The 15,351-nt window shown below is 41.6% G+C and carries 15 protein-coding genes; 13 read left to right on the forward strand and 2 right to left on the reverse strand.

The window, feature by feature from the left end; translation table 11 throughout:
* Positions 1-105: 105 nt before the first annotated feature.
* Together WA407_RS12165 and infC are read right to left on the reverse strand one after the other, a co-directional pair.
* Positions 106-876 (reverse strand): ANT(4')-I family aminoglycoside nucleotidyltransferase, encoded by a 771-nt coding sequence (locus WA407_RS12165; RefSeq protein WP_336077440.1) that lies wholly within the window; start codon positions 874-876, stop codon positions 106-108.
* A gap of 60 nt (positions 877-936) precedes the next feature.
* Positions 937-1,449, reverse strand: coding sequence for a translation initiation factor IF-3 (gene infC / locus WA407_RS12170; RefSeq protein WP_069291562.1), 513 nt, complete (start codon positions 1,447-1,449; stop codon positions 937-939).
* 168 nt (positions 1,450-1,617) lie between these two features.
* Between infC and WA407_RS12175 the strand changes: the two genes are divergently transcribed.
* The 13 genes from WA407_RS12175 (at position 1,618) to WA407_RS12235 (ending at position 14,993) form a co-directional block, all read left to right on the forward strand.
* A complete protein-coding gene (locus tag WA407_RS12175; protein ID WP_023987856.1) occupies positions 1,618-2,613 on the forward strand; it encodes an ABC transporter substrate-binding protein in 996 nt (331 codons plus the stop codon).
* Positions 2,610-4,658, forward strand: coding sequence for an iron ABC transporter permease (locus WA407_RS12180; RefSeq protein WP_235307921.1), 2,049 nt, complete (start codon positions 2,610-2,612; stop codon positions 4,656-4,658). The genes WA407_RS12175 and WA407_RS12180 overlap by 4 nt, the downstream gene beginning before the upstream one ends.
* A 130-nt stretch (positions 4,659-4,788) precedes the next feature.
* Positions 4,789-5,100, forward strand: coding sequence for an ArsR/SmtB family transcription factor (locus WA407_RS12185; protein WP_061831898.1), 312 nt, complete (start codon positions 4,789-4,791; stop codon positions 5,098-5,100).
* 76 nt (positions 5,101-5,176) lie between these two features.
* On the forward strand, positions 5,177-6,352 hold the full coding sequence (locus WA407_RS12190; protein ID WP_254327740.1) for an MFS transporter: 1,176 nt from the start codon (positions 5,177-5,179) through the stop codon (positions 6,350-6,352).
* A 577-nt stretch (positions 6,353-6,929) separates the two neighbouring features.
* Positions 6,930-7,610 (forward strand): VOC family protein, encoded by a 681-nt coding sequence (locus tag WA407_RS12195; protein ID WP_336077441.1) that lies wholly within the window; start codon positions 6,930-6,932, stop codon positions 7,608-7,610.
* A 91-nt stretch (positions 7,611-7,701) separates the two neighbouring features.
* Entirely contained in the window at positions 7,702-8,157 is a 456-nt protein-coding gene (locus tag WA407_RS12200; RefSeq protein WP_336077442.1) for a GNAT family N-acetyltransferase, read from the forward strand.
* Between the two features lie 222 nt (positions 8,158-8,379).
* Complete coding sequence (locus WA407_RS12205) at positions 8,380-9,711, forward strand: transcriptional regulator (protein WP_336077474.1); 1,332 nt, start codon at positions 8,380-8,382, stop codon at positions 9,709-9,711.
* A gap of 455 nt (positions 9,712-10,166) precedes the next feature.
* Positions 10,167-11,540 carry a helix-turn-helix transcriptional regulator gene (locus WA407_RS12210; protein ID WP_336077443.1) on the forward strand — a complete coding sequence of 458 codons (1,374 nt, stop codon included), beginning with the start codon at positions 10,167-10,169 and terminating at the stop codon, positions 11,538-11,540.
* A gap of 366 nt (positions 11,541-11,906) precedes the next feature.
* Positions 11,907-12,452 carry a hypothetical protein gene (locus tag WA407_RS12215; RefSeq protein ID WP_336077444.1) on the forward strand — a complete coding sequence of 182 codons (546 nt, stop codon included), beginning with the start codon at positions 11,907-11,909 and terminating at the stop codon, positions 12,450-12,452.
* A 177-nt stretch (positions 12,453-12,629) separates the two neighbouring features.
* Complete coding sequence (locus WA407_RS12220) at positions 12,630-12,830, forward strand: hypothetical protein (RefSeq protein ID WP_254349340.1); 201 nt, start codon at positions 12,630-12,632, stop codon at positions 12,828-12,830.
* Between the two features lie 33 nt (positions 12,831-12,863).
* Positions 12,864-13,409, forward strand: coding sequence for an RNA 2'-phosphotransferase (locus tag WA407_RS12225; protein WP_336077445.1), 546 nt, complete (start codon positions 12,864-12,866; stop codon positions 13,407-13,409).
* Between the two features lie 307 nt (positions 13,410-13,716).
* Entirely contained in the window at positions 13,717-14,760 is a 1,044-nt protein-coding gene (locus WA407_RS12230; RefSeq protein WP_416145805.1) for a WXG100 family type VII secretion target, read from the forward strand.
* An 11-nt stretch (positions 14,761-14,771) separates the two neighbouring features.
* Positions 14,772-14,993, forward strand: coding sequence for a hypothetical protein (locus WA407_RS12235; protein WP_076292481.1), 222 nt, complete (start codon positions 14,772-14,774; stop codon positions 14,991-14,993).
* Positions 14,994-15,351: the final 358 nt, after the last annotated feature.

Consider the following 15,351-nt stretch of genomic DNA (forward strand, 5'->3'; position numbering starts at 1 on the left):
TCCATCCAGAAGAAAAGTAAGATCCCCCTTAACGAAAGGGGGAGGGGGCATATCAAAAACATGATATATTATAGTAAGCGTAATTAAAGTAAATTTTATTTTCGATCAAAAGGGGATTCGTTGTGATCGAATAAGGTAATCATGTTCGACTGCCCAACTCACAAGACCACTCCAGAAATCTTCACAGGCTGAAATGATCTTCGCTGGTTCAGCTAAATCTCCGGACATCACCAACTTAACTACATCATCAAATCCTTCTGGACGACTCGGCAGTTCCAAGGCCTCCGGTAGAACCATTGAACCCGTTGAGAAAAGCTTCTGATTGTGCAACCCAACTAACATAGCCCCATACTGGGCAAACTGCATTACCAAGTACGGCAAGTAGGTATGAGGGCCATTTACACGGACATTTCTCAGCTTTCCTATAAACTCGTACATTTCACCTACAAGCACTTCGTTGATGGCATGCCTGAAATCTTCCTTTGTTGGGGATTCGGCCGCTTCTTTTAATATAGAAAAAAAGTCTTTAGGATCATATAGACGAAGTGGGGAAAAGAAGGGTCCATGTGTCAACGGCCAATCGCCCTCAACAGTAGAGGCAATTTTAAGAAGAATGTCTGAACTACAGACGTTTACCTCAGCTTTCCAGGGCCCTGCCGACCATTCATGGCTAAATTCTACGGGGCCGTTTGGTTCACTCAGTACGCAAAACATTTCAATGTCCGAAAAAGGGCCGTCAGTACCTTTGGCAACAGATCCATAGACCCCTATAGCCAGAATTTTGTCTCTGTATACTTCATGTAACCTCGCAGCTATTTCGTGGCAAGTCTGAAGTCTCTCACTTCGAGAAATGTTGACAGGTCCATTCATGTCCATTAGTGACCTCCCTCTGTTTCCTACGGTCTAAGTGACTTGTCCAATTTACGGATTCGCCATTCAGCGCGGGTTTAATTTCACTTGCGAGCCCTTGCCGCCCGTCTGGATTCCAGTTTCCTTCACCCCTGCTTCCTTCAGATCGACCAGTAGCCGCTCTAGTACCGCTTTGGCGACGGGGGCTTCTTTTGCTCCAGACGCTTTAACGACCAACTGCACCGGTTTGCCGGAACGCAGATGTTTGTCTGCCTGACGCAGCTTCGTGTCGTAATCATGCTCCTCAATATGAGCAGTGAAGCGAAGCTCCTTGACCTTTTCTTTGCCGCTGTTTCTTGCGGCTCGGCCGACATTTTTGCTTGCTGCGGTTTCTTTTTGCGCCAGCGCTTTTCCTTTGCCCTTTGCCACCAAGCTACAGGGCGGTGGACTGCTCATGAGTGAGGTACATACCAGGTCCACCCCTTGGGATCGGGCCATAGCCAAGGCTTCTGACTTGGAGACAACGCCGAGCTTCTCTCCCGCGAGTCCAGTGAGTACCACTTCGTCAGCTTTAATTTGCTCGTTGATTAATACTGCCACGTAAATGTAGCCTCCCTTAAACAATGATAAAGCTATCATATACGGAACCTGTTTGTGATTCAATTTTAGATTTATCCGTATTGACAAAAGTCACTAACCCCTATAATCTTTTACTGATAATGATTATCATTTTCCAATGCAATATACATACAGGGGTGATTGAGAGAAATGAAAAAGATGTTGAATAGCCTATTATTATTTGTAGTTTTTACTATTGTATTGGCGGGCTGCGGTGCAGCTGGGGATAGCTCGAAGACGGAAGGTACTGCAGGGTCTGAGCAGACATCCACAACGGCTGGTCCGGTTACGGTTAAGGACGACCACGGGGAAGTCAAACTGGACAAGCCAGCGGAACGTGTCGTGGTACTCGAATGGACGTTTACCGAGGACCTCATTGCACTTGGCGTACAGCCGGTCGGCAATGCAGACAATGAAAACTACAAGCTGTGGGTAACACCGGAGGCGAAGCTGGCTGATACCGTAACTGATATCGGCACACGGGGCGAACCGAATCTAGAAGCGATTGCGGCGCTCAAGCCGGATCTTATTATCTCTAACGCCGATAACAATGCAGCGATCTATGCGCAGCTTAAAGGAATTGCACCAACGATAGAATTCGATCCTTACAAGGGGAACGGCTATGATTACGACCGTATGGTTGAAATCTTTAAGCAAGTGGCTGTAGCTACCGGTAAAACGGAACAGGCTGATAAGGTCCTAAGCGAACTTGACCAGCACTATGTAGATGCAAAGGCTACATTGGAGAAGGCGGGCAAAGCAGACTTTCACTATGCGCTGACACAGGCCTTTACAGCTCAAAATGCTGCCAGTCTACGAATGTTCAAAGAAAATTCGGTTGTAGTGGGAACGCTTGCGAAAATCGGCATGGTGAACGACTGGAAGTCGGACAAGACCGAGAAATACGGGTTTAGCACCGTTGGCATTGAAGCTCTTCCAGCTGTACAGGACAGCAATTTTATCTATATTACACAAAAGACGGACGATGTATTTGGAGCCGCGATGAAGAACAACTCGGTATGGAACGGACTGAACTTTGTCAAAGAAAAACGTACCTATCCGCTGGACGGTACAACATGGACATTCGGTGGTCCTATCTCATCCAAAGTACTGGTTGATCAAGTAGTTGGAGCTCTGACGAAATGACCCGAACAGACACAACGGGTTTATCGAAGACTTGGCGTGTAGGAAGCATCTTTGGGGGCGGATTGATCGTCCTCATCGTGCTTTTTTTTGTAAGCTTGTGTTATGGAGAGGCTTCAATCCCGCTGCATACAGTAATTGAGGCGTTGACCCAGCGTCAGAATACGCTTGATCATAACATGGTGTGGGATCTCCGAATGCCGCGTACGGTCATCGGAATCCTAGCAGGTGGTGCGCTGGCCATCGCCGGTGCTCTGCTCCAGGCCATCACCAAAAATCCGCTGGCGGCTTCTGATACACTAGGAATTAACGCTGGTGCCTACTTTGTGGTCGTCCTTGGCGCGGTGATGTTTCCCGGATTGCTGCATCAGGCGCCGTTTCTATTTGCCGCTGTCGGCGGCCTGCTTGCAGCGGTACTCGCTTACTTCATGGGCGGGGGACGAGCTGGAAGTCCGATTCGGTTGGCGCTTGCCGGCTTGATTGTATCCATGGTTCTCGGTTCGTTTACCGGAGCTTTGCATATCTTTTATTCATTTGAAACCCAGGGACTGTTTCTCTGGGGTTCTGGCTCGCTTGTGCAAAACGACTGGAGCGGAACAACTTACGCCTGGCCCTGGGTCGTAGGGCTCTCGGTCACTGCCGTTCTGCTGTCAAGGCAGTTTGATGTCCTGGATCTGGATGAGTCCACATCCACGTCCCTCGGGCAAAAGGTTAGCTTGACCCGGGCGGTGGGAATTGTATTGGCTGTCCTGCTGTCGACCATTACAGTCAGCGTCATTGGACCCATTGGTTTTGTGGGTTTGGTAGCTCCGCATTTGGTGCGCTTAAGCGGTCTAAAAATGCATCGATGGGTGCTGCCCGGTTCCTTCCTCTGGGGGGCATTGCTGTTGACGGGCGCTGACGTGCTGGCGAAAATGGTCCATCAATCAAGCATGGACCTGCCGACCGGAGCCGTGATGGCCTTGATCGGTGCTCCTTGGTTAATTTGGCTGATTCTGTGGAAAATGAAGCTGCCTTCTGGTATTAGCGGGCAGTCTTCCATGAACATAGGTGTGCGCTCTCGGAAATTACCGTATGGCAGGCTGGTCACGTTATTTGGATGCGGTGCCGTGCTGTTGACTGTATTCAGCCTGATGTTTGGAGGGATGCGAATTCCTGTCGGCGATCTATTGTCCGGCCTGTTCGGCGGTGAGAACGCAAATTCGGCCTTGCTGCAGTTTAGAATTCCGCGCACGCTGGTGGCAGCCGGGGCTGGTATCGCGCTTGCGGTCAGCGGTGTCTTGATCCAATTAGCCGTTCGTAATCCCTTAGCGGATGCCTCGATCATTGGTGTTTCTTCAGGGGCTGGCTTTGGTGCGCTTGCAGTGATTATCGTTTGGCCTGGGCTACCTGTTTATATGCTGCCCATCGCGGCGATTGCCGGAGCGACGGTGTCGGCGGCGGTGATCTTCTTTTTATCATGGAACAAGCACCTAAACCCGTCTGTGGTCATCCTACTTGGGATTGCTGTATCAGCGATCGGAGCAGCCGGCATTCAGGTACTGATTATCCAAGGCTCGCTTTGGGGCAGCACAGGCTATATTTGGCTGACGGGTAGTACCTACGCTCGAAACTGGGGGCAGGTGGCGACGATTCTGGCCTTTCTGCTCGTGTTGTTGCCAATAGCCTGGTGGCTAGCTCGCCGCTTCGATCTTTTGGTGTTTGACGATAGCAGCGCTATGGGACTGGGACTTCCGGTGCGCCGCACCCGGCTGCTGGCCATGGCAGTGGGTGTGCTGCTGGCGGGTGGAGCGGTAGCCTGTGTGGGGACAATTGGCTTCATCGGGCTGATTGCTCCGCATATCGTGCGTACGTTGATTGGGCACCATGTACGCCGCTCCATTGTTCTGTCGAGCCTCTTGGGAGCAGTAATGCTGGTGCTGGCTGATACGATTGGCCGGACAGTGCTTGCGCCGACCGAAATTCCTTCCGGATTGCTGATCGCACTGATTGGTGCACCGTATTTCCTGTACTTGATGTATCGCTCCAATAAGAGTAAGTCAGTGTAGTTAAATATGTACTTGAACAGGCTGTTTCCCAGCGGATTTTCCGTGGGGAAGCAGCCTTTATTATTTATTTTTCTACGTAATCATTGGACTTTATATTTACAAATCTAATAAAATAGATATAATGTTTTATATGGAACCGTCATTGATTTATAAAGCATTGTCAAACGAAACTCGTCGTCTAATTATGCTGTGGTTAAAAAAACCAGAAGAGTTTTTTGATGAACAGGCTTATCTAAAACAAGGGCTTAATTTTCAAATTGGTGTATGTGTGGGAGATATTCAGGCTAAATCGGGACTTGCGCAGTCTGTGATTTCAAGTTATTTATTAACAATGCAAAAATCCGGTTTGTTAGAGTCTGAGCGTATTGGGAAGTGGACGTACTATCGTCGGAATGAAAAAACAATCCGGGAATTTGCCGAGTACGTTCAAAAAGAACTATAAACTGAAAGGAGGTTTTTTTTCACATAACATATCTAGAAATCTATATATATAATTAAATTGGAGGCTTATACTTAAAATGAAAAAGGTTAACCCGTTACTTATTATCATTCTGGCTTTAGGCGTATTCGGCATTATTACAACGGAAATGGGGATTATAGGCGTTCTCCCTCAAGTAACTCAAAAATTCAATGTATCAGCTGCCCAGGCTGGTTGGCTCGTCAGTATTTTTTCTTTAGTTGTTGCCATTTCAGGTCCGTTCTTGACCTTACTCGTTTCCGGCATGAATCGTAAAGTCATTCTATTAACCGCTGTATTCAGTTTTGTCATTTCTAATATTGTCTATGCCTATACCACTCATTTTGAGGTCATGCTCATTTTTCGTGTTCTTCCTGCTATTTTTCATCCTGTCTTTTTTTCGGTCGCTCTCGTGACTGCATCTCATCTTGTCCCCCCTGAAAAGAGTAGTAAAGCCGTCACCAAGGTTTTCGCTGGAATTACAGTAGGATTTGCGTTTGGCGTGCCTTTGACTTCCTATCTTGCTGAAAAGATATCGTTAGAAGCTGCTTTCTTGTTTGGAGCTGTCGTAAGCATGATTGCATTTGTGGGAATACTCGTATGGCTTCCTTCCCTGCCCGTTCAGGAAAAGATGTCTTATGGCAAACAGCTTGGTATATTACGTAAACCTCAATTGTGGTTCAACATTGTGACTGTTATTTTTATCTTTGCAGCTATGTTTTCGGTGTATAGCTACTTTGCCGAATATCTTGGAGAAGTAACTCTTATGAACGGGTCATGGATCAGTATGATGTTGATGGTCTTTGGAATCGTCATGATTTTTGGAAACTTTTTATTTGGAGGATTATTACATAAAAATCTGACAAAGACCGTCATCATGTTCCCATTGCTATATATGGTCATTTACGTATTCACTTATGCTCTAGGAGCTTCTTTCCTACCGATGGTTGTGGTTGTACTCATTTGGGGGGCCGTGCATTCCGGGGGGCTAATTATTAGTCAAACATGGTTAACCACTGAAGCGAAAGAAGCTCCAGAGTTTGGTAACAGTCTGTTTGTCTCATTTTCTAATCTGGGTATTACGATAGGGGCTGCTATGGGCGGGTGGTTTATCTCTCACTTGGGAATACACCAGCTCATCTGGAGCGGATTGATGTTTGCACTGCTAGCGTTTTTATCTATGATTATAAAAATAAAATTGTTCAATTCGAATGCAACGGAAGTCAACGTGCGTTAAAATATGGAGAGATATTAGAAGAGTACTCTAGAAGATGATGACCATAAATTGATGCATGGGGTGATGTTGATTGAATTTCGTATGGACTTCGATCTTAATGACATTCGTAATCGTTATCGGGATTTTGGCGTTGCTCATCTGGGGAGTGATATCCTTAATTAAGCGTTTTCGCTAATCGCAATGAAGGGGTAGGCATCTCTATGTACAGGTGTAACCTTGCATCAATACGTTCAAATTCTCAATTATAACGGGCATACTCAGCGGTCAGTAGAGCTTTTAAATGAGGAGATTTTAGATTTGGAAGGTACAGGGTACCGGATTATACATGCTTGATTGGAAGTGCAAGAGCATTTCGGGACCAGCCCAAGCTTTATCAAGAAATGGCGAAAAGTAAATCTCTGGATGAACAGGATATACTACTTCAATTTGCGGCGTTGGATGTGAACGCCAAACTTCTAAGCGATTTAGAGGATAATCAATAACCAATGTAATGGTCCTATACAATCCTAGATAAAATGCCAATTTGGATACGTACAGATAATGGGCTTATCAATTATTTATGAGGAGGACGATTGCATTGAAATTAAAAGAAGTGCTCTTAGGCACACACAGTTTCGAAGCGATGAAAGCTTTTTACGGCTCTCTCCTGGATTTGCAGGTTGTAGAGGAGGGGCCTTCGCGGTTGTCGTTTCAAGTAGGGGAATCGGTTCTTGCCTTTCAGGAATCCTCCCACATGAAAAATGAGTTTTACCATATTGCCTTTACGATTCCAACAAATAAATTCATAGAGGCAAAACAGTGGGCCATCGACCGTGGGATTTCATTGATTTCAAAACTCCAAGAAGAAGATGAGTTTTTTTTCGAAAACTGGAATGCAACAGCGCTTTATTTCTATGATCCAGATCATAACCTTGTTGAATTCATTGCCCACCATACACTCGATAATGCAGTCGCTGAAGCTTTCGGACCCAACTCTATACTTCGTATAAGCGAGATTGGTCTTCCGGTCGATGATGTTCCAGAGGTATCTAGAATAATTACCGAAACGTTCCAACTTAATTCATGGGGAGGGGCTGGACAGAAATTCGCGCCGCTAGGGGATGTAGAAGGATCATTTATAGTCATAGACAAGCAACGGCCTTGGTTTCCTGATGATAGGCTTCCGACCGTGTGCAGCATCAGTGTCTTGTTTGAAGGTCCACACTCTGCTAGTCTTTCACTGCATAATGGTTTGTATCAATTGAGATCAGACGGATAGTGCTTCCCATCTCCACCACCCCCGGATTTCTGGAATAAAGCTTACGATGGGGTGGAAATCCGGGGATCATAATACATACAGGAGAGAATATATGAATATTAGACTACTTCATTCAAATGAAAAATATCCAATAGAGCTTTTGTTACTAGCTGATCCATCGCACCAACTTGTTGAGGAATATTTAAAAAGAGGGGAGTGTTATGTAGCAGAGATTGACCATCATATTGTAGGGGTCTATGTTCTTTTACCTACAAGACCTGAAACAGTTGAGTTAGTGAATATAGCAGTGTCAGAAGGTATGCATGGTAAAGGAATAGGCAGACAATTAGTAACACATGCAATTGAAACAGCCAGGGCTGAAGGTTATAAAACGATGGAAATGGGTACAGGAAACTCTAGCATTGGGCAGTTAGCTCTCTACCAAAAATGTGGGTTCAGAATTGTTGGTGTAGATCTAGATTTCTTTGTCAGACACAACTATCTAGAAGAAATTTATGAGAATGGCATACAGTGTAGAGATATGATTCGTATGTCTCAGGATTTATAGAGCTTAAATTCTTTGCAAGCCCATCAAAGGTATCTTAAGTAAGGTTCTGAAAGGTATATGATATTGTGCCAAAAGATGGTACAATAAATTGCGGAAAGGCTATACAATCATTGGATTGCAATAGTCCTTTTTTAATAAGTTGATATCCTACTAAGTTCCTGATAAGGGGTGGTTACTTTGTACAACACAACAACCACGATACTCACAGAGATAGCAAAACATATGAGAGATAATGATTTAATCCTAAGTGATTTAGCTAGAGCAGCGGAAATGAATCCGGGCACTATGAGCAGTATTATTAATGGGAACCGCACACTTTCAGTGGATCAGTTAGATCGAATTACACAAGCGATGGGCTACCCTGTTGGTTACTACTATGAACGCTATGTGTCTGAGTATTTAGCAGAGGCTAATCCGAACTGGCGTCGTATGAGTCCTTTCATACATAATTGTGCAAAATTGAATAAACTGGACTGTATTCATGAAGTTGTTAATTTATTGATGGATAAGTTGGGCTATTCAGAATCCTTATTTGAGCTTGCTGAAGAATTATTTCATGAAAAGATGTACCAAGCGGCAGCCATACTTTATGAAAATGTAGCTTTAAGTGAGAAAAAACAATACTCAGAACGCCTCGCTATGTGTCAGTATCGCTTGTTCCATACGAGGCAAGGAGACAATCAAGAGAAAAATTATGAGGCGGCAGTTCAATTTGAAATATATGTTGAACGACTAGATGAGATAGATCAGTTAGAAGCGTTAAAAGATTTGGCGAATACATACCGTTCGTTACGTAAATGGGACAAAGTAGAACTGTTCGCTAAAGCTTTGGGAGACAAAGCTAAAATTCAATACAAACTGGAACAACAGCGGCATCATATGAAAAAAGAAAATTCAAAGAAACCAAGTTTTCCTCTGTTTGCTTATTGGGCATTCTCACATTTACTTCGTACACAAGCCTGTGGTGAAAGAAAAGATTATGAACGGGCGTCTTATCATATCAAAAAATATGCTGATTTAAGTTGGGTTAAGGCTAGTGATGAAGAAACAATGAATTGGAAAAATAAGTATGAGGATTGGGCGGTAGTAAATACGCACGTAAATAAGCTTCTTTCAGGCGAAGAGAGCGTACTTCCCGAGTATGTAGCTTATATTTCTTCAAGAAAAGATGAGGTTCTTCCCGCACTTGATAATATCCTTGAGGCAGCTAATCGATACCATTTTGATGTAGATGATATTCTAGAGCAATTCGAGGAGGATATTTTATCTTATTTGGAACAACAAAAAATCGAAGGCTTTTATACTCAACGATTCATAACAGAGCGTTTTATACATTTCTCTAAGGAATTATCGGTCTACTTTTTGAGCAAAGGAAGATTTTCTGATGGCTTTAAATTTTTATTAAGTTGTTTGGGAAAATCTAAATTAAGCAATAATAAATCGTATATAATTAAATGTATGCGGCTGTATGAGTCTTATCGAGAGTATGCATCAATTGAGATAAAGACAGCATACAGAAATTTGATTGTTGAGGTGGATGAGAATGAAATGTAAAATAATTCTAACCTTTTTAACAACCAGCTTTATGTTAGTGGCGATAGCGACTGCTTCCTTACAATTTTATGATCAAGGGCCTAGTTATCAACCAACATATCATGGCGAAATGTAATTCTTTCTAACAGGAAAAGATACTTGATATTTAATTCAATTAAATGGGGCGGAATATTAAACCAAATGGATAATGGAACAGGTTAGATGGAATGATCCGTCTAGCCTTTTTATTTCCTGTTTTGTTGTATTTAAGCAATATGAGGAAATCTTATTTTGAGAAATTTATGTAAAAGGTGCAAAAATGTAATGTGTGCTGTTGTAAACAACTAAAGGGTATATGGCTTTGTTCTAAAAGACGGTACAATTATGGGTGAAAAAGTATTTTTTCCAACTGTTTCTCTATTACATGGTTTAACTATGTATCATATGCGAGTCGACGTTGAAAGGGTGGTTTATTCATGGAAATCACACTTACGATTGCAGCAGAATTAAAGGAATACCTAATACAAAAAGGCTTGAGTATGACCGAGTTTGGACATATCATTGATTTGAATGTAGGCACGGTTAGCAGTATTGTTACTGGAAATCGTATTTTATCCGTTAATCAATTGGATCGCATTACTACCGGGATGGAATTACCATCAGACTATTTTTATGAACGTTACATTAAAGAATGTATTGAGGAAGAACCGCTCAACTGGCGAAGAATTAGTCCTTTTTTGTTCCGATGTGTGGAGCTTGACCGAGTCGATTGCTTGCAGCGCGTTGTATTCCTGTTGCTGGATAATCCAATCTATCCTCCATTACTCTTTGAAGTAGCCGAGAATATTTACAGAGATGGTTACAAGGAAGCAGCGGCCTTCCTTTATGAAAATGTGGCCGAGAGTGAAAGGCATCAGCATTCAGAACGATTGGCGGTTTGCCAGTATCGATTGTTTATGCTTCGTGTTGGAGACGATCAAGAGAAAAACTATGATGCAGCCGTTCAATTTGAGCCTTACGTTGAACGGTTAGATGAGGTAGATCAGTTAGAGGCATTAAAAGACTTGGCGAATACATACCGCTCGTTACGAAAATGGGACAAATTAGAATTATTCGCTAAAGCTCTTGGAGATAAGGCTAAAATTCAATACAATTTGGAACAAAAACGGCATCATAAGAATAAAGACAATTCGAAGAAACCCAAATTTCCTTTGTTTGCGTATTGGGCATTCTCGCATTTACTTCGGGCAGAAGCTTGTGAAGGAAGGAAAGACTACGAGCAAGCACTTCAGCATACTTATGCTTACGCCGATTTGAGTTGGGTGAATGCTATAGATGAAACTGCTTTGAAGTGGAAGAGGCAATATGAAGACTGGGCAGTAGTAAATACGTATGCAAATAAGCTTCTTTCTGGTGATAAGGGCGTTCTTCTCAATTATGTAAATTATATTTCTTCAAGAAAAGAGGAAGTTCTTCCCGCACTTGATAATATGCTTGAAGCGGCAAATCGATATCATTTTGATGTAGATGATATTTTAATACAATTTGAAGGAGAAATTATCTCCTTTCTGGAGCGAAAAAAAGTGGAAGGGTTGTATACTAAACGCTTCATAACGGAGCGATATACTGATTTCTCAAGAGAATTAGCAATCTATCTTTTGCGTAAAGGGAAGTTTTTAGACGGTTTTACATTTTTGTTCAGTTGTTTGGAAAGGTCCGCTGAAGTTAATAATAAAATACAAGCAATTAGATGTATGAGGTTGTTTACACATTTTAAAGAACATGCATCTGCTCACACGAAGGAAGTCTATGGAAATCTGATTAAAGCGGTTAATGAAGATGAAGAGTAGGTTGATTCCACCCTCCTAGTATCCAGTTTTATGTCAGTAGCATTAGTGATTATGATCCAACTGGACAATATAGACGAATGTTGGAATAAAATAGTCTCAATTATAAGATCACAATAGACCTAGAAAATTAACTATGATCAAGAGGTTAGATGGAATTATCCGTCTAGCCTTTTTCATATCGTTTGTTTTGCTCTACATAAATAAGCTTCTAGAAGTGACTTAGCTTGGACTTTTATCTGTAAAATGTTTATTCGATCATTGGAAGGTTATATAATGTGGAAAGTAGTATTTAAATAACAAGACATATTGCCTATTCCCTTCATTTCCCTTATGATAATTGCACTACTGCCAAAGAAGGAGATACATATGAAGAAAGCTATTCTGCTATTATTGATGTTTGCTATTTTAATTCCATCACAAGTATTGGCAGCAACATCTACAAAAGCAATGTCAACAAGTGAAATCGAAAAAATATACTTTGAGAATTACAAAGATCGTGTAAAAGAAATTAAAGTTGCACAAAAAAAACTTAATGCTGTTCTGGGGGCAGAAGTTCGTGAGCTAACTCAGAGATTAAGTCAAGCATCAGCGCGCTATAAAAACGAAGTGAAAAATAAATCTAGTAAAGTGGTGATAGCTCAAGCCAAGGCTGATTGTGATAAATTAAAGAAGCAGCTCGGCGTGGCTAAGGTGGAACTAAATAAAACAGTTAAAAATTACAAAAAAGAAAGCGAACAAGCATTAAAGGATATTGCAAATCAGAAAGCAGACCTTATAAAATTCATTAAGAATCACACAGCAGGAAAAGATAAACTTACAGAGTCTCAATTTAGCAAGCAAGTTAATGGAGGTATTATATCGATTGACGGCTCATTTACTGGCATTTTAAAAATGTTGACGGAAGCTGAATAATGGTGAGTAAAGGCAGCAGGTATCACCTGTTGTCTTTTTAATTTAGGCTTAGAATGGAAGTTATTGTTGGAGACTTTGGATTGCTGTGAAATGGGGACAAAGAGGATATATGGATATGGATGAAATAAATTTGTTCGTTTTTATATAATGAAGTACGATTAACGAGGAGAAAAATGTATGAATCGTAAGTTTTTTATCATGGCTTTAATAAAAGGTATTTTCGGGTATTTCCCTTGTGGGCTGGGAGTTGCAGTATTATTGGAGGCTTATAGCAGATATAGTCTAAGAGGTTTTTTAATTGGAGCTACATTTTTCCTTATCGGGGGATTAGTGCTTTACTTCACAAGACGCTATGAATCATCAGATTGGTTACTTTAGATAAAGCAAATATTACATTAGAAGGAGTATATGATGTTATCACCAAAACAAGAAGAGAGCCTTAGTAAATTTATGAGTAAAATTCTTAGGCATACACCAGAACAGTTTGGAATTAAGTTGGACCATGAAGGTTATTGCCACGTGCAAGACTTAATTTCAGCAATTAAATCAGAGAATAGATGGTCGGATATAGGAGAAGCAGGGATTGATCAAGTCGTAACTAATTGTCCAAAGAAGCGGTACCACATGGTAAATGGATACATACGAGCGAACTACGGGCACAGTGCAGGAAGATTAGATTACAAAGAATTCATTCCGCCAACTGCTCTTTATCACGGAACAAATAGCAAAGTAGTTGATAAAATTATTACCGAGGGAATTAAACCAATGGGGAGAAAATATGTTCATCTATCTGAGACACTTGAATTTGCAACATTGGCAGGTAAGAGACGTGGTGAATTAGTCATTCTTGAAGTCGATACAGTAAAAGCGCTGGATAATAATGTGAAGTTCTATATCGCTAACAATGGTGTTTGGCTTGCCGATTTTGTGCCTCCACAATATTTTAAAAAAATTTAACACTGATATTTTCGTTTATATTAAAAAGTCAGTTGCATTACTTGAATCTGTTAGTGAATCTATTATTTCTATAAAATTGGATGCTATCAAAAGAGTGAAGTCAAATAATTTACTTTGCAAGGCATTTATACAATACTTATGACATAGTAAATCCGTTTATATCAGTTCATTTGTCACATAATATAAAAGGAAATTTCAGGATAACAGGTGGATATCCCTAAACATCTCCTTCTGATAAGATTATTTCCATCTAAATTAAAATGGACGTGATCAATTGGGGAGAATATTGGTTCCACCTGATAAGCTAATGGAAGTGGCTGACCAGTTCTTGCATGGTAAACACGAAATGGAACGTATGTTGAATTTACTGAATGGAAGAATTGATTTTGTCCAACAAGGTTGGTCTGGTGCTACCCGAGAGAGGTTTTTCCAAGATTTTCAGGTCTCTAGACAATCCATGGGCGTGACACTTGAACGACTTTCTACGGTTGCACAAGAACTCATTTTTATTTCAAAAAACTTCACACAGGTAGATGGAGAAAAAGTTGTACTGGATGTGCCAGGGAATGGTGTGCCTGTTAAAACGGCATCAAGCGGCGAAGGTTGGCTACATAAAATTTTTGAACAGATCGGAAAAGCGGAGATCACCAAGGCTGAAGCCCAGATGGAAGCTAGCAAGCTTCAAGGAGAAATTCTGTGGGATACTGCTCAGGGAGCGAAAGGTGCTATTCAGGAAGATTTAACCTTGGGGATGCTGCCTGACAAAGACCGTGACTATGATCATCCAATGGCAGCTAAAGTAGGTGAAATTCTTGGTCACGTAGCTACAACATTGCAGGGAGCTGGTGAGGTAATCGTTGGAACAGGTGGAGAAGGATTATCAGTTGCTGTTTCATCCACGGGAGTTGGTAGTATTATCGGAATACCTGGATTGATTGGCTCAGCAGCTTTAGCGGCACATGGAGGTACAACCGCAGTTAAAGGCGCAAGCGGAATAGGGAAGAGCTCAGCGGAATTGTGGCAGATGGCGAAAGGAGAAGGTGGAGGTTCAGCTAAACAGACACTTACTTCCAACAAGGGAACGTCGATAGATGTTACTCCTTCATCAAATCATACAAGTACGACAACGAATCCACATCCAGCTAAAGGTGAACCTAACTCATCAATTGATATTCTGGATAAAAATACAGGTGAGATAAAAACAAGAAGATATTATGATGAAAATGGAAGGGCTACACGCGATGTAGACTACACGAATCATGGAAATTCAAAGCAGCATCCAGAGTGGCCTCATGAACATGTTTTTGAATGGAAAGAAGATGGGACATTTAAAAGAGTTAACAAGAAGTAGGAGGGACTGTTTTGGAATACAATGAATTGGTGGAACGTTTTGAAATGGGAGAAGAGTTTCAGTTCTACTATAAAAATGATAGCTATTGGATTAGCCAGAATGAAGAAGAGTACTTTCTTACTCGTGAAAGGGACAGTTTTTCGCAATCATTTGAATCAGCAAGAGAGTTGTTCATTAATGGGAAGATTGATGATAAGACTATTCTAGAGTTGTGGGATAGCATAGAGATTTAAAAAAGTACAATTTGAGCCTGCTCCTTAACAATAAAAACGGGAGTGGGCCTTTCTACATAGTTAGCCAATCTGACTAAAGGAGGATGAAATTTACAACCACCTTGCTTCAAACGAAGGTGCGTCAAATTCAAATTACCATGCCCCAATATCAAACATTACAAGTTGTTGAGCTAGGATAAGGGAATCAAGCAGATGAACAAAATGCCCATCTAAAAGATATTACCGATATTGTTAAGGAACTCGGTATCACGAAACAACAGCTACATAACTATAAAAACTCCTAAAGTTGATTCCTGAGTTACAGGATATGTTTGAAGATCAGGAGTTGAAAGCGATGACTACAAGCTTGTGGTCATAG

The sequence above is a fragment of the Paenibacillus sp. 203 genome (genome assembly GCF_037027525.1).
Lineage (GTDB): Bacteria > Bacillota > Bacilli > Paenibacillales > Paenibacillaceae > Paenibacillus > Paenibacillus polymyxa_B.